The organism is Mesorhizobium sp. P2_E7 (genome assembly GCF_056403855.1).
The window spans coordinates 2,094,193-2,109,012 of the sequence record NZ_JBFUER010000001.1 but is presented as its reverse complement, the minus strand read 5'-3'; the positions used below and the strand labels follow the sequence as shown (position 1 = coordinate 2,109,012).

The window sequence follows — 14,820 nt, the reverse complement described above, 5'->3', positions numbered from 1 at the left end:
CTCATGGGCCGGAGAACATCCACTGTACGCCAAAGGCATCCACCAGCATGCCGAAGCTGGTTCCCCAAACTTGCCGCGCCAAGGGTAAGGTGATCCGGCCGCCCGAGGCCATGCGGTCGAAAAGCTCGCGCATTTTGGCCTGGTCGTCGAATTCCAGCATCAAAGCGGAGCCTTTCATCGGCTCCGCATCGTCATTGTCGGAGGCATGAAACAGCACGCCCGGGCCTTCGAACCGGGCATGCAGGATTTTTCCCAGCATGGTTTCGGTCCGCACCGGCATGCCGTTGTCGCCCCAGCGCAGCAGGATGGTCGCCCGGCCGAGGCCGCACGCTTCGTAGAAGGCCAGCGCCGGTTCGCAATAGGTGGTGAAGAACAGGGAAGGGGAGAGCCGCATCGGGTTGTTCCTGGTCGTTGCGCTTGCCAGGTCAACGCGCCGAAGCGGTAGCGGCTGCGATCAGCGCGTCGCCGGTAAATTGCCTGTCGCCGATACCCCAGCCGCCGTCGGGTGCGTTGACGATGTTGATCCAGGTGTTTTCGGGCCTGTGACCAGGCACGCAGAGTTCGGCGACAATGCTGGCGGCAGCGGAGATGAAGGCGCTGCGGGCTTCGAGCGAGCCGAGGCCGATATTGGGCAGTTTCAGCTCGACCATGACGACCGGCCGATTGGCGCCGCCGGCATAGATGTGGTGCGGCGGCAGGATGTGAACCGTGCCGCCGACAATCGCGGTGAAGAAGGGATTGCCGGAGGCGCCGGAGGCTTCGATCAGGGCAGCGCTGAGACGCGGCAGGATCTCGCGCTCTCCGGCCGGAGTCAGTACGCCTTGCGGTGCGGTCACGGTGATGGGCATTTTCTATCCTCTTCTGGAGATCGCATGGCCTTGCAGTTGCTGCTTGCCATGTTTCGTATCGATTGTTACGTTACGTGGATAAGATGAGTCAACAGGTTTCGTAACGATCGCTATGGATAATTTGGAAAAGCCGCGCGGCGGCCGTCCGCGTGCCTTCGACCCCGACCGGGCGCTGGATGCGGCGATGCATCTGTTCTGGGAGCATGGTTATGAGGCGACGTCGCTCACCATGCTGCGCGAAGCGATGGGGCTGACGCCGCCGCAGATCTACAACGCCTTCACCGACAAGGAGACCTTGTTCCGCAAGGCGCTTGAGCGCTACCACCAGACGGAGATCGGCTTTGCGCTGGAAGCGCTGAGCGCGCCGGTGTCGACAGGGGAGGCGATCCGGCGGTTGCTGCTGGGGGCAGCGGAGGCCTATTCCAGGCCCGGCAAACCCGGTGGCTGCCTGTTCGTCAGCGGCGCGCTGGCGACGTCGCCGCAGGCGCAAGCCGTTGCCGATGAGCTCAAGACCTATCGCAAGGCGAGCGAAGCGGCGATCACCGAACGGCTGGCGCAGGGCAAGGCAAAGGGCGACCTGCCGGAAGGTATTTCCGTCGAAGGGTTCGCCAAATACCTGGCCGGGACCATGAACGGCATGTCGATCCAGGCGCGGGACGGCGCTTCGGTGGAAGAGCTGCGGGCCTTGGCCGAAACCGCTCTTGCGGCTCTGCCGGTCGAGGGGCAAAAATCAAGGGCATGATTCAAAAACAGAACGCCACACCGGACCTTTTCCCGGAGCCCGAGAAGCCGGTCGAAATCATCCCGGCCAGGAAGCTTTCCGCGCGCGCGACGGCGCTCTACGTCGCGCCGTTCGATCACTTCCAGACGCGTCCGGTGGAAGAATTGCAGCTCGGCTTCGGCGGCATATCAGGCGACTTCCACGCCGGCGCTACGCGGCGCTCCGGCGGGCGCGAGCCCTGGTACCCGCGCGGCACCGAAATGCGCAACGAACGGCAGTTGTCGATTGTGGCGGCGGACGAACTGGCGATCGTCGTGGAACGGATGGGGCTGGCCGAAATCAAGCCGGAATGGGTCGGCGCCAATCTGCTGATCGAAGGCGTGCCGCATCTGTCGATGCTGCCGTCAGGCTCGCTGCTGTTCTTCAAAGGCGGCGTGACGATCAAGGTCGATGCGCAGAACGGGCCTTGCCGCCTCGCCGGGCGTTCGGTCGCCGAGAATGCCGGGATGGCCGATCGCGAGACGGGCGCGCTAGCCTTCACGAAGGCGGCCAAACGGCTGCGCGGACTGGTTGCCTGGGTCGAGAAACCGGGTTGTATTACGACAGGCGAAGAGATTTCCGTGCGCGTGCCGGAGCAGTGGATTTATCGAGCCTGAGTATCGCTGAGGGCAGGGGCTGCGCCGCCAAGGCGACGCAGCCGGATCTCAAGACGATTTAAGCCGCCTTGCGGTTCTTCTTCGCGCCCTGCGCCTCGATGGAAACGTGGTCCCACTTTTCCCAAAGCGCGATGCGGTTGGCGTATTCCTGTTTGATCATCGGCAGGCCGCCGTCGCCGAAGAACACGCGCAGCGGCGGCTCGGCCGCGTCGACGATTTCGAGCATCGCCGGTCCGGTGGTTTCGGGGTCGCCGGCGACCGAATTGGCACGACGCTCGGCCATCTTGGCGCGGGCAGGGGCGTAAGCCTCGATCGGCGTGGAGACCTTGGCCGAGGCGCCGGACCAATCGGTGGAGAAGCCACCCGGCTCGACCAGCGTGACGTGGATGCCGAATTCGGCGACCTCGATATTAAGCGACTGGCTGAACGCTTCCAGCGCCCATTTCGAGGCGTGGTAGAGGCCGAGCGAGGCAAAGGCGTTGACGCCGCCAATCGACGAGATCTGGATGATGTGGCCGGAACGCTGCGCCCGCATGATCGGCAACGCCGCCTGGGTGACCCAGAGCGCGCCGAAGACATTGGTTTCGATCTGGTCGCGGGCTTCCTGTTCGCTGACTTCCTCAATGGCACCGAAATGGCCATAGCCGGCATTGTTGATGACGACGTCGAGCCGGCCAAAGCGCTTGTGCGCCTCGGCGATCGCGGCATCGACGGCCTTCTTGTCGGTGACGTCGAGCTTTATCGCGGCGATGTTGTCGCCGTATTTCGCGACGAGATCGGCGAGCGTGCCAGCATCCCGGGCGGTTGCGGCGACACGGTCGCCACGGGCGAGTGCGGCCTCGGCCCAGACGCGGCCAAAACCTTTCGACGATCCGGTGATAAACCAAACCTTTGATGTCATGATGTGGAATCCTTGCCCATGCGGGCGTGATTTCTGGGAAAGCGGAGGCTTCTCCGCTTTCGGGCATATACGGCGCATTCGCCGAGTTTCCAGAGGCGAGGGGGAATCTTTTTGGTCACGACGTCGTGTTGAGCAGGACGCTCGCCCGGTCAGGGATAGCGCACCGGGCTCGACCAGGTCGGGTCGTCATGCTTTTGCCAATAGAGCGCCATGAGCCGGCCGGTCACCGGCCCAACCTTGCCGTCGGCGATTGGCACGCCGTCGATTACCGTTACCGGCATGATGCCGCCGGCGGTGGAGGTGATGAAGACTTCGTCGGCTCCTTTCAGCGCGGCGACACTGACATCGGCAGCGGCTGCGGCAAACCCAACCTCGGCGCAGAGATCGAACACGGTGCGTCTGGTGATGCCGGGCAGCACGCCAATGGCCGGCGTCGACAGTTGGCCCGCCTTGACGCAGAACACGTTGAAGCCGGGGCCTTCGGCGACATTGCCGTTGAAGTCGAGGATCAGTGCCGTCTCGGCGCCGCGGTCATAGGCGTCGTAGAGGCCGCGCACCAGATCGAGCCAGTGGTAGTTCTTGATTGCAGGGTCGATCGAGGCCGGCGGAATGCGCACCTTGTCGCTGATGGCGACATGCAGACCGCGCCGCAATTGCTCGGCATTGGCGACCGAGCCGAACGGCACCGCAAACGCCATGAAGCGGTTGATCGCCTGGCGCGGATCGCGGCTGAAGGTCGGCGAGGCGCCACGGGTGCACAACATTTCGACGTAGGCCGCGCGATGGCCGGAAAGCGCCACGCAATTGTGCAAGATTTCGCTCACACCGTCGCGGTCGAACGGGATCGTCATGCGCAGCTTTTCCAGCCCGCTGAAGAAACGGTCGAGGTGCAGGTCGAGCCGGAAGAAGCTGCCGTCCCAGACATGCACCGTGTCGTAGGTGGCGTCGGAATGCAGAAATCCCCAGTCCAGCACCGAGATCTTCGCCTGCGACATCGGCAGATACTGGCCGTCGAGGAAGGCAATGCCGTCGGGGTAGGCATGCGGATCGATATGGCGCTCGGACAGGGTCGGCAATGTCGCAATGCTACCCGCTGCTGCGCTTCGGTTCATGGCGATTGGTCCCTTCGGCTCAATGCGGGGATGATCAGGCTAGCGGCCTTCAGCCGACGGCATAGGGCCACCCGGGCAGCGCTGTTTGTCCTAGGTAGCACATTCGATTTGCCCTATGGTCAGCCTTGAAAATATCCGGCCGGGAGGGGGCATCATGGGCAGATTTTTTCAGACCATCATCTTTGCAGTTTTCCTCGTCTTCGTCACCGGCTCGGCCTTTGCGCAGTGCGCGCGCGAGGGCGAGGAGCTATGCCAGAGCGGCCAGACCTATCGCTGCGAAAAGACGGGCAGCGAGCTGACGCCGATCTTCCAGAACGTCCCTTGCGCAGTCAATGCGACGGGGCTCAACGGCGTCTGGACTGGCAGTGGCCATCAAAGCCCGGCAGGGGCTGCCGGCGCCGACTGGGCGATCGCCATGACCATTGGCGATGGCGCTGCTTCGATCGACTATCCGTCGCTCGGCTGCGGCGGATCGCTGACCCAGATTTCGCGGGACGACAGCTCGGCGGAATACCGCGAAAATATCACATACGGCCAGGACAAGTGCATCGATGGCGGCGGCATCACCGTCCGGTTCTTCAAAGGGAACCTGTCCTGGACCTGGGTCGGGCAGGCCGATGGCCAGCCCTACAACGCGGTCGCCGTGCTAACCCGGCAATAGAGACCGTTTGGAAATTCTACTCTGGCGGCCATCTGATGGCGTTTTCTGCGCTTCCGGTGCTCACGGACCCAAATGTCCGCTGCGCTCGTCGCTCCGCGACCCCGAAACCACCACCATATGACTCACGAGAGCGAATTTCGAAACGGTCTCTCGGAGGGCTTCATTCCTCGTCGTCATCCGCGTCGAGCAGGCGTGTGGCGCGCCAGCGGGTCAGCACCATGTTGGTCTGCTCGATGACGAAGAACCGCGCCGAGTCGCGGTCGTAGCCCTCGGCCAGCAGCTTTTCATAGTCGGTATGGCCGTGCCTGATATGAGCGATCGTCGCCAGCCACACCGCGATGGTTGGCGGCAGCGTCTTCATATGCACGGCGCCGGCCTCGGCACGGATTTTCTCCATGTCGGCATAGGGCGCCAGCGGTAAGAGCGCGGTCAGCGCCTTGGCGATGGCGCGGCGGCGACCGGTGGGCGCGCTCATTTGTCGTCGCGCCCGGCGATTGTCGCCTCTGGGAAGGCGTCGGTCGAGGCGAAGTAGGGTTTGATATCGATGACCGGCGTGCCGTCGAGCACATCGATGGCATCGATATCGATGCGCCCGCTGCGGATGTCGACGGCGATCAGGCCGGCGACATGCAGCCCGACCGGATTCGGCCGGGCAGGCGAGCGCAGCGAGAAAACCCCTTTCGGTTCAGCCGCATGGCGGGGTTTTTGCACGATAAGAGTCCGCGGCGCGTGATGCAGCCAGGACAGGATGACGATGTGGCTGGCGCGCTCCAGGGCGAGCAGGCCGTCGCGATAGGGTGGATCGATGAAAACCGTTGCCGCCTGTCCGGTCTCGCGTGCGGCTCGCATATTCTTCGGGCAGCTTTCCCTGGATGTCCATGGCGAGGCGATGCGGCCGATGAACACGATGTGGCCATCCGGCAGCATATTGGCCGGGTCGGCTTGCAGGAGCTTTTCGCCGTCGCGCGTCTCGAACATGGCTTTCGCCTCTAGCACAGGTTTCCAGTCGATCGTGACGGAAAAGCGCTTGCCGGGCGCGAGGACCACGCGTGCGGCATTTTCTTGTCAGGAAGCGACATAGGCCTTGCCATGTCGCCAAAGCTGACATAAACATATGTTTATATCTTTTCAACGAGAATACGCCCATGCATGTCTCGCTCGATACGATGGTGGATACGTTGAAGGCGGCGGCCGAATCGAGCCGCCTGCGCATCCTGACGCTGCTGTCGCGCGGCGACCTTACGGTGTCCGATCTCACCGAGATCCTCAGCCAGTCGCAGCCGCGCGTGTCGCGCCATCTGAAGCTGCTGATGGAAGCAGGGCTGATCGGCCGCTACCAGGAGGGTTCCTGGGCATTCTTCCGGCTGTCGGATACGGATTCCGCGCGCGACTTCGTCATGGGTCTGGTGTCAGGCATACGCGGTGCCGATCCGCAGGTCGAGCGCGACCTCGAACGGCTGGCTGCCGTCAAGCGCAAGCGCCAGGACCGTGCGGCCGAATATTTCTCCGAAAACGCCGCCAGCTGGGACCACATACGCTCACTGCATGTGCCGGACCGGGCGGTGGAGGCAGCGCTGCTCAAGCTGGTCGGCAAGCGGCCGTTCCAGTCGATGCTCGATCTCGGCACCGGTACCGGGCGGCTGCTCGAAATCTTCTCGCCGCTCTACCGGCGCGGCGTCGGCATCGACATGTCGCGCGAAATGCTGACGGTGGCGCGCGCCAATCTCGACAAGGCCGGCATTGCCAATGCGCAGGTCCGCCAGGGCGACATCTTTGCGCCGCCGGTCGAGCGCGATGCCTTCGACCTCGTCACCATACATCAGGTGCTGCACTATCTCGACGACCCGGCGCGCGCCATCCGAGAGGCGGCAAGGCTGCTGCGGCCTTCGGGCCGGCTGGTGATTGTCGACTTTGCGCCGCACACGCTGGAATTCCTGCGTGACCAGCATGCGCATGTCCGGCTTGGTTTCTCCGATCGGCAGATATCGGAATGGTTTGCCGAGGCCGGGCTCGATCTCGAGGATGCCCAGGAATTCGAACCGCGCGGCGGCAACGAAGCCAGGCTTACCGTCAAGCTCTGGCTCGGCCGCGACCGCCGCATGCTGATCGCCGAACCTTCAAACGATACTCTTCCGGCCAAAGCATACCAGATTGGGGAAACCGCCTGATGAACCAGTTCCGCTTTTCCCGCCGTCCCGACATTGGCGACAAGGTCCGCGTCTCCTTCGAGTTCTTCCCGCCGAAGACGGACGAGATGGAGGCAAGGCTTTGGGACACCGTCACCAGGCTGGAGCCGCTGAAGCCGAAATTCGTTTCGGTGACCTATGGCGCCGGTGGCTCGACGCGCGAGCGCACCGCCCGGACGGTGAAGCGCATCCTCAACGAGACGACGCTGACGCCGGCCGCGCACATGACCTGCGTCGACGCTGCGCGCCATGAGGTCGACGCCGTGGTCCGCGAATTCGCCGAGATGGGTGTGAAGCGCTTCGTCGCCTTGCGCGGCGATCCTGCGGCGGGCGTCGGCACCGCCTACCGGCCGCATCCCGATGGCTATGCCAATGGCGCCGAACTGGTCGGGGCGCTGAAGAGCGCCGGGGATTTCGACATTTCGGTCTCGGCCTATCCGGAAAAGCACCCGGAAAGCCCCGACTTCGCCACCGATTTCGACATGCTGAAGCGCAAGGCGGACAATGGCGCGACGCGGGCGATCACCCAGTTCTTTTTCGACAACGATCTCTATGAGCGTTATGTCGAGAAAGCGCGGCGCGCCGGCATCTACATCCCGATCGTGCCCGGCATACTGCCGGTGCACAATTTCACCCAGGTCGCCAATTTCTCGGCGCGCTGCGGCGCGCTTGTGCCGGCATGGCTGGCCGAGCGTTTCGAAGGGCTGCACAACGACCCGCAGACGCATGCGCTGGTGGCGTCGGCCGTGGCGGCCGAGCAGGTGCTCGACCTTGTCGAGCGCGGCGTCAGCGATTTCCACTTCTACACCATGAACCGGGCCGATCTGGTCTTCGCCATCTGCCATATGATCGGCATCCGCTCGCATGAGGCGGAGGCGGCAGGATCGGCGGCGGCCTGAGTGGTGGAAATGCAAAAGGCCGGGTAAAAACCCGGCCTTTCGAATAGCTTAGACTATTTTGGTGCTGTCTTCTTCCGCTCTGGCGGTTACGGAAGAACGCCTATGATAAGGGCGCCAATGAATGCGAATGCAGCACAGATCATCAATGCGTTGATTGGCCTCGTGAGTCCCATGTCATAGCCTCCTCTATGAAAGAGCTATGGACGGAGTCTAGGGTCATTTGTGCCACAGGCAAGCGGAAAATATGCTGCAATGCGACGCGATTGTGGAATTTGCGACCTGCCACTTGCCGTTAGGCATTGAAACTCTTCGGCAAATGCCCGCTGCCGGGCTGTGAATAAATTGTGACGGGTCTGTGGCGGAAGCGTGGCATGGCAGCGCTACCATCCTGGAGCGCGTCGCGTTTGAGCGGATTCACGCGACGCGCTTTAAGTCTTGTTTTTGTGCAAGTCGTTCTCTCAAAACCGGGGCCTTTTTGAGCGACATGCATTAGCGCCGACCGAACAGCCGCCCGTCGATCGTCACCAGGCCGAAGGCGATCAGCGCCATGCCGCAGAACTCAAACAGAGCGAGCCGTTCGCCCAGGAACAGCAGGCCGAGCAAGATGGCGCTGGCCGGGACGATGAGCGTGACCAGCGAGGCGTTGGTGGCGCCGGCAGAGGCGACGAGGTTGAAGTAGAGGATGTAGGCGAAGGCGGTGGAGAGCAGTGCCAACGCCAACACCGCCGCCCAGACCGGCGGCGAGGCCGAGAACAGGCCGGCCGGGCCATAGGTGAACAGCACCACCGGGATCATGATGACGGTCGAAGCCGTCAATTGTCCGGTGGCGATGACCGGCGAGGGCACGCCCTTGAAGCGGCGGGCGATCATCAGCGCGACAGCATAGGACAGCGAGGCGCCGATCAGCGCGAACTTCGCCCAGACCGGGCCGCCAAGCCCGGCCAGCAGGCCCGGGCCGATCATGACGGCGGTGCCGGCGATGCCGAGCCCGATGCCGGCAAGCTTGTTCCAGGACAGTTTTTCGTCTGATGTCAGCGCATTGGCGAGGATCAGTGTCCAGAACGGTGTCGTTGCGTTGAGCACCGAGGCGACGCCGGCGCCGAGCGCGGTCTGGCCGGCGAAGATCAGCGAGAACGGTACGACATTGTTGGCGAGCGCCAGCAGGAAGAACAGGCCGGCATGCGGGAAGGCGAGGCGGAAGGACGGGCCGCGAATGGCGAGATAGAGCTGCAGCGCGATTGCCGCGATGGCGACGCGAAACAGCACCAGCACCAGCGGGTGCAGCTCGGCAACGGCGATGCGGGCAAAGAAGAACGAACCGCCCCAGATGGCGCCGAGCAGCAGGAGCTGGCCCCAATCCCTGAGAGTCATCGGCCCGCGTGGCACGGAAGTCGTGGCTATCGCCATGTGATTCGTCCTCCCCAAGACGGCCTGAATGCCAGTCGGTCAGGCAAAGGGCATATCGGGTTTGGCGACAAGGGCCACCCGAAACTTGATTGATGGCAAAGGCTCGATCCGACGCCAGCCGAAGCGTCAGTGCCCGCCAGACACAGAATTGTTTTCTTTAGCCGCTAGCTTGGATTAATTGTGCGCAGCCGAGAAGTTAGGGGATTCGTCCATGCAGCGATTCGAGAATGCCCGCGAGGCGGCGCTGGCGCTTCGTCCGGACGACCCGGTCTACTGCTTTCGCCCGCAGGTGCTGAAGGCGGATGCCAAACAATTTATGGGCATGTTTCCCGGCAAGACCGCCTACGCGGTCAAGACCAATGGCGAACAGATCGTGCTGAAGGCGCTGGTCGAAGCCGGCGTCACCGCCTTCGACGTGGCCTCGCCCGGCGAATTCGCCGCCGTGCGCGCGGTCTCGCGCGATGCCGAGATGCTTTACATGCATCCGGTCAAGGCGCAATCGGACATCAAGCTGGCGCTGGAGAAATACGCCATCCGCGTCATCTCGCTCGACCACGAGGACGAGATCACCAAGCTGACGCGTGTGGTGCGGGCGCTCGACATCGATCCGGGCGCCATCAGCGTGTTCGTGCGCATCCAGACCAAGGGCTCGGCGGCCTACGAACTGTCGAAGAAGTTCGGCGCCGGACCGGCCTATGCGGTGGAGCTTGCCGAGCGGCTCAACCGCACGGGCTACAAGGTCGGCCTGTGCTTCCATGTCGGCAGCCAGATCGAGGATCCCGACACTTATGAGCGGGCATTGGCCTCGGCGGACTGGGTGCGCAACCGGCTGACTTTCGACGTTGCCGGTCTCGATGTCGGCGGCGGTTTTCCGGCCGAATATGGCCATGACCCCAACCGCAAGCAGGTCGAGATGCCGTCGCTCGGCCAGATCATGTCGCGGCTGTCCGGCGACCTCAAGGAATACCAGTTCGACCAGATGCCGCTGGTGGCCGAGCCCGGCCGGGTGATCGTGGCGCGCTGCCTCTCGCTGATCGTGCGCGTGCTGCTGCGCAAGGGCAAGCGGCTCTACATCAATGACGGCATCTGGGCGTCGCTGTCGGATTCATGGACCGGCAAGATCACGCTGCCGGCGCGTTTCATTCCCGATCCGGCGATCCGCTCGCGCAACGGCGAGGAGAAGAACATCGTGCCGTTCAAGGTCTGCGGCGCGACCTGCGATTCCGTCGACATCCTGTCCCGGCCATTCTGGCTGCCGGAAACCGTCGACACCGGCGACTGGATCGAGATCGGCCATATCGGCGCCTATTCGCTGTCGCTGCGGACCCGCTTCAACGGCTTTTATCCCGACACCTTTGTCGAGGTGACGACGCCCTTCGACGAAGGCGACGCACCGCAGGGCTTTGCGAGCCTGGAGACGATGGCGGACTAGGCCACCCCGCCGCCGGCCTGGATATTCTCGCCGGTCAGCCAGCGGGCCTCATCGCTGGCCAGGAAGACCGCGACATCGGCAACGTCGCGCGTGGCGCCAATCCTGCCGAAGGGCGACATGCCGGCGGCCACGGCACGATCGCGCTCGGGAAGCAGGTCCGTGTCGGTGAAGCCCGGCGACAGTGCATTCACGGTGATGCCGCGCGCCCCGAGTTCCCGCGAGAGCACGCGGACGAATTGTTCGACGGCACCCTTGCTGCCGAGATAGAGCGCCGTCTGCGTGAAGAACATCTTGGTGCCGCCAGTGGAGACAGCGATGATCCGGCCGCCGTCGCGCACACGGCGCGCTGCTTCCTGAAGCGTGAAGAACGTGCCCTTGGCGTTGGTTCCGAAGACAAGGTCGAAATCGGCTTCACTCACCTCGATGGACGGCTTGATGATGGCGACGCCGACATTGGCAACGACAATATCTACCGCGCCCAATTGGTTCTCGGTCTCGTCGAACAGGCGACGGACATCGGCAAGAACGGAAATGTCGGCCTCAATGGCGATTGCCTTTCCGCCCTTGCTGGCGATAGCGACCGCGACCTCGTCAGCTGCTTTCCGGTTGCTGACATAATTGACGACGACGGCAGCGCCCTTGGCCGCGAGCCCTTCGGCGATGGCTCGCCCGATACCGCGCGAACTGCCGGTGACGAGTGCGGTTTTGCCTTGCAAGGACTGGGACATGATCAATTCCTTCAACCGTCCAGGCCCGCGGTTGGCAGGCCGTTGGTCGAGAAATAGGGCAATACAACTGATCATATAATGGACTATTATCTAACTGGCTTGTTAATCCAGGAATACACAATGCGCGGTTCCGAATTCTCCCAGCTCAAGGCATTTGCCGCGATCGTGGAGGAGGGCAGTTTCGTTCGCGCCGCGGCGCGGCTGCGTGTGTCGCCGCCGTCGCTCAGCCAATCGATCCGGCAGTTGGAGGCTCGTATCGGGGTCAGGCTGCTCAACCGCACGACCCGCAGTGTTTCACCGACCGCTGCCGGCGATACGCTGTTTGCCCGGCTGGCCGCCGCATTCGGCGAACTGGACGGTGCTGTTGCCGACGTTCAGGCCGGACGAGATCGGCCGGCGGGATCGCTACGCATCAACGTGTCGCGCGTCGCGGCGATGCGTTTCATCGCGCCTTTCCTGGGAGACTTCCAGCGCGCCTATCCCGAAATCGCGCTGACGGTGATCGTCGACGACATGCTGACCGACATTGTCCAGGGCCGGTTCGACGCCGGGATACGTCTCGGCGAGCGGCTGCACAAGGACATGGTGGCAGTCAAGCTCAGCGAGGATCTGCAAATGGCGGCGGTGGCTGCCCCGGCCTACCTTGAAGGCCGCGCAATTCCCCGTCATCCCCAGGATCTGCACCAGCACCAATGCATCAATTTTCAATGGCCGGGCGGCGGCAACATCTACCGGTGGGAGTTTTCGCGCGGCAAACGGGTTCTTGAAATCGCAGTCCAGGGCAGCCTGACCGTCAACGACACTGAGCTGATGCTGAATGCGGCGCTGGGTGGAGCAGGTGTCGCCTACATGATGGACTATCAGGTCCAGCCGTCGATCGGGGCTGGCAGGCTGGTGAGATTTCTTGAGCCCTGGTCGCCCAGCTTCCCAGGCTTCTTCCTGTATCACCCAAGTTCGAGACACGTCCCGCCGGCTTTGCGAGCATTTATCGATTTCGTTCGGGCAAGGACTAGGGAAGAGGTGACGACGCCTTTCGACGAAGGCGACGCGCCGCAAGGATTTGCGAGTTTGGAGACGATGGCGGATTGAGGTGGGTAGGGAATAGGCGGTAGGCGGTAGGCAGTAGGCAGTAGGAGATAGCGATTTTCCCTACTGCCTAATCCCTACTGCCTACTCACTCTCTTCACAGCTTCCCCAACAGCTCCGGCGTCGGCCAGCCATCAACCGGCATGCCAAGCCGCATCTGTTCCTTGCGGATGGCTTCGCGGGTGTTGGTGCCCAGAATGCCGTCGACGGTGCCAACGTCATAGCCCCGGGCTTCGAGCTTGGTCTGCAATTCCTTCATTTGGTCACCGTTGAGACCGGTTTCGGGATTGCGCGGGTCGAACTGCTTTGCCCCCGCCAACCGTGCGGCGAGGTTTGCCGCCGTCAGGGCGTAGGTGAAGGACTGGTTCCATTCGAGATAGACGTCGAAATTGTCATAGGCGAGGAAGGCGGGGCCCTTGCGGCCCATCGGCAGCGCCAGGCCGGCCTTCAGGCCGTTGTCGATCAGCGGCGTGCCGTCGGGATTGGTGACGCCCCAGGCGGCCCATTGCGACAGCGGCAGCTTGTTGGTGCGGCCGGTCTGATCCCACGGCATGTCCTCGGGCACGCGTACTTCCTCGATCCAGGGCTGGTCGCGTTTCCAGCCACGCGACAGCACCTTGCTGGCCGTGGTCATGATCACGTCGGGCACGCTGCGCCGCAGATCGACGATGCCATCGCCGTCACCGTCGACGCCGCGCGCCAGATAGTCGGAGGGCAGGATCTGCGTCTGGCCGATCTCGCCGGCCCAGGCGCCGTTGACATCGGCCGGCACGACGCCGCGATCGATCAGCGTCAAAAGCGGCACCAGCTGGGGCCGAAACAACTGCGGGCGGCGGCAGTCATGCGACAGCGTCACCAAGGCGCTCAGCGTGTGGAAATCACCCTGCACTGCGCCGAAATCGGTCTCCAGCCCCCAGAAGGCGGTGATGATCGGCGCCTGGACGCCGAACTGCTGATCGGCGCGGGCAAAGACGTCGGCGTATTTCTTCAGATTGGCCGCGCCCTGCTTCAGCCGGTAGGCCGAGATCATGCGGTTGGAGAACTGGATGAAGGTCTGGGCGAAGACGCCCTGGGCGCGGTCACGCGCCAGCACCTTGTCGTCGATGGCAGCGTCTTCCAGCGCGTCGAGGCCGACGGCGCCGACGCCGGCTGCCTTGGCTTCCGCCGCGACCCCCTGTTTCCAGGCTTCGAAGTCGCCGCCGCATTCCTGCGCCGCCGCCGGCATGGCCGTCAGCAGAAGCACTGCAAGCAGCGCAGAACGCAGCCGTCCGCCCGACAGTGTCCGGCCTCGATATCCCGTTGGTTGCAAGCAAGTGCGCATGGGACGTCGAAAAGCAGGCGGCAGAGCCGGTGTCAATGCGTGTTCTGCCGCAGCCACTTTTTCCACGCGGCTTCGCTGCCGTTGAAAACGTTGATGTCGGACTTGCCGGTCATGCCGGGAACGATGCCGGTGCCGGTGTATTGCCAGAAGGTGAAGGGGTGGCTGCCATATTTCTGGCGGGGGTGGCCGGCGACCGAGCGCAGCCAGTAGGGATAGCCGCGGAAAGTCGCGAGCTCATTGTCGTCGAAGAAGTCGACCGAGGTATAGATGATCGGCTTCTTGCCGTAGTGCCGTTCGACGATTTCGAGAAAGGTGGTCATCTCCGCGCGCACCGTCGCCGGATCCGGGCGCAGCCGGCAGGTCGGCGATTTCGGGTTCCATTCCATGTCGAGCACCGGCGGCATGGCCGAACGGTCGACGGGCACGTTCTCGATGAACCAGCGCGCCTGGGTGGCGGCCGGCGTGCAGAAATAGAAGAAATGGTAGGCCGCGCGCGGAATGCCATTGGCTTTGGTGCGGGCCCAATGCTCGTTGAAATAATCGTCGAAACGATCGCCGCCCTCGGTCGCCTTGATGAAGGCGAAGGAGATGCCGCTGGCCCTGGCTGTCGGCCAGTCGACCGACGTCTGGTACTTGGAGACATCGGTGCCGTGAACGGCGTAATTCCAGGGCGCGCCGCTGTCCCATTCATGCGGCTTGGAGTCTTCGAAGCGCGGTGCGCGCACCGCAACCGTCGGGCTGCTCGAAGGCATCGATGGCACGAGATCGCTAGCGGTCGAGCAGGCGGCCAGCAGCGTCAACGTGATGAGGGCCGCGAAACGGCGCATCGCATTTCCCGAGCCGGAATCAGCCGGTCGCTGTT

Annotated in this window: 17 protein-coding genes; 7 read left to right on the top strand and 10 right to left on the bottom strand. The window is 63.4% G+C overall.

Annotation, left to right across the window (positions count from 1 at the left end; all coding sequences use genetic code 11):
- Position 1: 1 nt before the first annotated feature.
- Positions 2 to 394: a VOC family protein gene (locus tag AC1DYC_RS10665; protein ID WP_477406074.1), complete on the bottom strand. Its 393-nt coding sequence runs from the start codon at positions 392 to 394 to the stop codon at positions 2 to 4.
- 31 nt (positions 395 to 425) lie between these two features.
- A complete protein-coding gene (locus AC1DYC_RS10660; RefSeq protein WP_477406072.1) occupies positions 426 to 848 on the bottom strand; it encodes a tautomerase family protein in 423 nt (140 codons plus the stop codon).
- Between the two features lie 112 nt (positions 849 to 960).
- On the opposite strand from AC1DYC_RS10660, the gene AC1DYC_RS10655 reads away from it, so the two are divergent.
- Together AC1DYC_RS10655 and AC1DYC_RS10650 are read left to right on the top strand one after the other, a co-directional pair.
- On the top strand, positions 961 to 1,590 hold the full coding sequence (locus tag AC1DYC_RS10655) for a TetR/AcrR family transcriptional regulator (RefSeq protein ID WP_477406070.1): 630 nt from the start codon (positions 961 to 963) through the stop codon (positions 1,588 to 1,590).
- Positions 1,587 to 2,225 carry an MOSC domain-containing protein gene (locus tag AC1DYC_RS10650; protein ID WP_477406068.1) on the top strand — a complete coding sequence of 213 codons (639 nt, stop codon included), beginning with the start codon at positions 1,587 to 1,589 and terminating at the stop codon, positions 2,223 to 2,225. Before AC1DYC_RS10655 ends, AC1DYC_RS10650 begins: the two co-directional genes overlap by 4 nt.
- Positions 2,226 to 2,283: 58 nt before the next feature.
- Here AC1DYC_RS10650 and AC1DYC_RS10645 read toward each other — a convergent pair whose 3' ends face one another.
- Together AC1DYC_RS10645 and AC1DYC_RS10640 are read right to left on the bottom strand one after the other, a co-directional pair.
- Positions 2,284 to 3,126, bottom strand: coding sequence for an SDR family oxidoreductase (locus AC1DYC_RS10645; protein WP_477406066.1), 843 nt, complete (start codon positions 3,124 to 3,126; stop codon positions 2,284 to 2,286).
- Between the two features lie 149 nt (positions 3,127 to 3,275).
- A complete protein-coding gene (locus AC1DYC_RS10640; protein WP_477406064.1) occupies positions 3,276 to 4,238 on the bottom strand; it encodes an aminotransferase class IV in 963 nt (320 codons plus the stop codon).
- A 154-nt stretch (positions 4,239 to 4,392) separates the two neighbouring features.
- On the opposite strand from AC1DYC_RS10640, the gene AC1DYC_RS10635 reads away from it, so the two are divergent.
- Complete coding sequence (locus AC1DYC_RS10635) at positions 4,393 to 4,899, top strand: hypothetical protein (RefSeq protein WP_477406062.1); 507 nt, start codon at positions 4,393 to 4,395, stop codon at positions 4,897 to 4,899.
- Between the two features lie 160 nt (positions 4,900 to 5,059).
- On the opposite strand, the gene AC1DYC_RS10630 is transcribed toward AC1DYC_RS10635, so the two are convergent.
- Together AC1DYC_RS10630 and tsaA are read right to left on the bottom strand one after the other, a co-directional pair.
- Entirely contained in the window at positions 5,060 to 5,374 is a 315-nt protein-coding gene (locus AC1DYC_RS10630) for a DUF2293 domain-containing protein (RefSeq protein WP_477406060.1), read from the bottom strand.
- On the bottom strand, positions 5,371 to 5,877 hold the full coding sequence (gene tsaA / locus AC1DYC_RS10625) for a tRNA (N6-threonylcarbamoyladenosine(37)-N6)-methyltransferase TrmO (protein ID WP_477408245.1): 507 nt from the start codon (positions 5,875 to 5,877) through the stop codon (positions 5,371 to 5,373). Before tsaA ends, AC1DYC_RS10630 begins: the two co-directional genes overlap by 4 nt.
- 167 nt (positions 5,878 to 6,044) lie before the next feature.
- Between tsaA and AC1DYC_RS10620 the strand changes: the two genes are divergently transcribed.
- Together AC1DYC_RS10620 and metF are read left to right on the top strand one after the other, a co-directional pair.
- Entirely contained in the window at positions 6,045 to 7,067 is a 1,023-nt protein-coding gene (locus AC1DYC_RS10620; RefSeq protein ID WP_477406058.1) for an ArsR/SmtB family transcription factor, read from the top strand.
- On the top strand, positions 7,067 to 7,984 hold the full coding sequence (metF, locus tag AC1DYC_RS10615; RefSeq protein WP_477406056.1) for a methylenetetrahydrofolate reductase [NAD(P)H]: 918 nt from the start codon (positions 7,067 to 7,069) through the stop codon (positions 7,982 to 7,984). Before AC1DYC_RS10620 ends, metF begins: the two co-directional genes overlap by 1 nt.
- A 489-nt stretch (positions 7,985 to 8,473) precedes the next feature.
- Here the strand turns inward: metF and AC1DYC_RS10610 are convergent, their stop codons facing one another.
- Positions 8,474 to 9,391 carry a DMT family transporter gene (locus AC1DYC_RS10610; protein ID WP_477406054.1) on the bottom strand — a complete coding sequence of 306 codons (918 nt, stop codon included), beginning with the start codon at positions 9,389 to 9,391 and terminating at the stop codon, positions 8,474 to 8,476.
- A 211-nt stretch (positions 9,392 to 9,602) separates the two neighbouring features.
- Between AC1DYC_RS10610 and AC1DYC_RS10605 the strand changes: the two genes are divergently transcribed.
- Positions 9,603 to 10,823 carry an alanine racemase gene (locus tag AC1DYC_RS10605; protein ID WP_477406052.1) on the top strand — a complete coding sequence of 407 codons (1,221 nt, stop codon included), beginning with the start codon at positions 9,603 to 9,605 and terminating at the stop codon, positions 10,821 to 10,823.
- On the opposite strand, the gene AC1DYC_RS10600 is transcribed toward AC1DYC_RS10605, so the two are convergent.
- Positions 10,820 to 11,551 (bottom strand): SDR family oxidoreductase, encoded by a 732-nt coding sequence (locus AC1DYC_RS10600; protein ID WP_477406050.1) that lies wholly within the window; start codon positions 11,549 to 11,551, stop codon positions 10,820 to 10,822. The genes AC1DYC_RS10605 and AC1DYC_RS10600 overlap by 4 nt on opposite strands.
- A 120-nt stretch (positions 11,552 to 11,671) precedes the next feature.
- Here AC1DYC_RS10600 and AC1DYC_RS10595 point away from each other — a divergent pair, with 120 nt between their 5' ends.
- Complete coding sequence (locus AC1DYC_RS10595; protein WP_477406049.1) at positions 11,672 to 12,640, top strand: LysR family transcriptional regulator; 969 nt, start codon at positions 11,672 to 11,674, stop codon at positions 12,638 to 12,640.
- A gap of 94 nt (positions 12,641 to 12,734) precedes the next feature.
- Here the strand turns inward: AC1DYC_RS10595 and AC1DYC_RS10590 are convergent, their stop codons facing one another.
- Together AC1DYC_RS10590 and AC1DYC_RS10585 are read right to left on the bottom strand one after the other, a co-directional pair.
- Complete coding sequence (locus tag AC1DYC_RS10590) at positions 12,735 to 13,862, bottom strand: lytic murein transglycosylase (RefSeq protein ID WP_477408243.1); 1,128 nt, start codon at positions 13,860 to 13,862, stop codon at positions 12,735 to 12,737.
- Positions 13,863 to 13,990: 128 nt separating this feature from the next.
- Positions 13,991 to 14,785 (bottom strand): glycoside hydrolase family 25 protein, encoded by a 795-nt coding sequence (locus tag AC1DYC_RS10585; RefSeq protein WP_477406047.1) that lies wholly within the window; start codon positions 14,783 to 14,785, stop codon positions 13,991 to 13,993.
- Between the last annotated feature and the right edge of the window lie 35 nt (positions 14,786 to 14,820).

Excerpts from the sequence above, each read along its gene's own strand:
- AC1DYC_RS10665 (WP_477406074.1), bottom strand. The coding sequence starts at position 394 with ATGCGGCTCTCCCCTTCCCTGTTCTTCACCACCTATTGCGAACCGGCG.
- AC1DYC_RS10660 (WP_477406072.1), bottom strand. The coding sequence starts at position 848 with ATGCCCATCACCGTGACCGCACCGCAAGGCGTACTGACTCCGGCCGGA.
- AC1DYC_RS10655 (WP_477406070.1), top strand. The coding sequence starts at position 961 with ATGGATAATTTGGAAAAGCCGCGCGGCGGCCGTCCGCGTGCCTTCGAC.
- AC1DYC_RS10650 (WP_477406068.1), top strand. The coding sequence starts at position 1,587 with ATGATTCAAAAACAGAACGCCACACCGGACCTTTTCCCGGAGCCCGAG.
- AC1DYC_RS10645 (WP_477406066.1), bottom strand. The coding sequence starts at position 3,126 with ATGACATCAAAGGTTTGGTTTATCACCGGATCGTCGAAAGGTTTTGGC.
- AC1DYC_RS10640 (WP_477406064.1), bottom strand. The coding sequence starts at position 4,238 with ATGAACCGAAGCGCAGCAGCGGGTAGCATTGCGACATTGCCGACCCTG.
- AC1DYC_RS10635 (WP_477406062.1), top strand. The coding sequence starts at position 4,393 with ATGGGCAGATTTTTTCAGACCATCATCTTTGCAGTTTTCCTCGTCTTC.
- AC1DYC_RS10630 (WP_477406060.1), bottom strand. The coding sequence starts at position 5,374 with ATGAGCGCGCCCACCGGTCGCCGCCGCGCCATCGCCAAGGCGCTGACC.
- tsaA (WP_477408245.1), bottom strand. The coding sequence starts at position 5,877 with ATGTTCGAGACGCGCGACGGCGAAAAGCTCCTGCAAGCCGACCCGGCC.
- AC1DYC_RS10620 (WP_477406058.1), top strand. The coding sequence starts at position 6,045 with ATGCATGTCTCGCTCGATACGATGGTGGATACGTTGAAGGCGGCGGCC.
- metF (WP_477406056.1), top strand. The coding sequence starts at position 7,067 with ATGAACCAGTTCCGCTTTTCCCGCCGTCCCGACATTGGCGACAAGGTC.
- AC1DYC_RS10610 (WP_477406054.1), bottom strand. The coding sequence starts at position 9,391 with ATGGCGATAGCCACGACTTCCGTGCCACGCGGGCCGATGACTCTCAGG.
- AC1DYC_RS10605 (WP_477406052.1), top strand. The coding sequence starts at position 9,603 with ATGCAGCGATTCGAGAATGCCCGCGAGGCGGCGCTGGCGCTTCGTCCG.
- AC1DYC_RS10600 (WP_477406050.1), bottom strand. The coding sequence starts at position 11,551 with ATGTCCCAGTCCTTGCAAGGCAAAACCGCACTCGTCACCGGCAGTTCG.
- AC1DYC_RS10595 (WP_477406049.1), top strand. The coding sequence starts at position 11,672 with ATGCGCGGTTCCGAATTCTCCCAGCTCAAGGCATTTGCCGCGATCGTG.
- AC1DYC_RS10590 (WP_477408243.1), bottom strand. The coding sequence starts at position 13,862 with ATGCCGGCGGCGGCGCAGGAATGCGGCGGCGACTTCGAAGCCTGGAAA.
- AC1DYC_RS10585 (WP_477406047.1), bottom strand. The coding sequence starts at position 14,785 with ATGCGCCGTTTCGCGGCCCTCATCACGTTGACGCTGCTGGCCGCCTGC.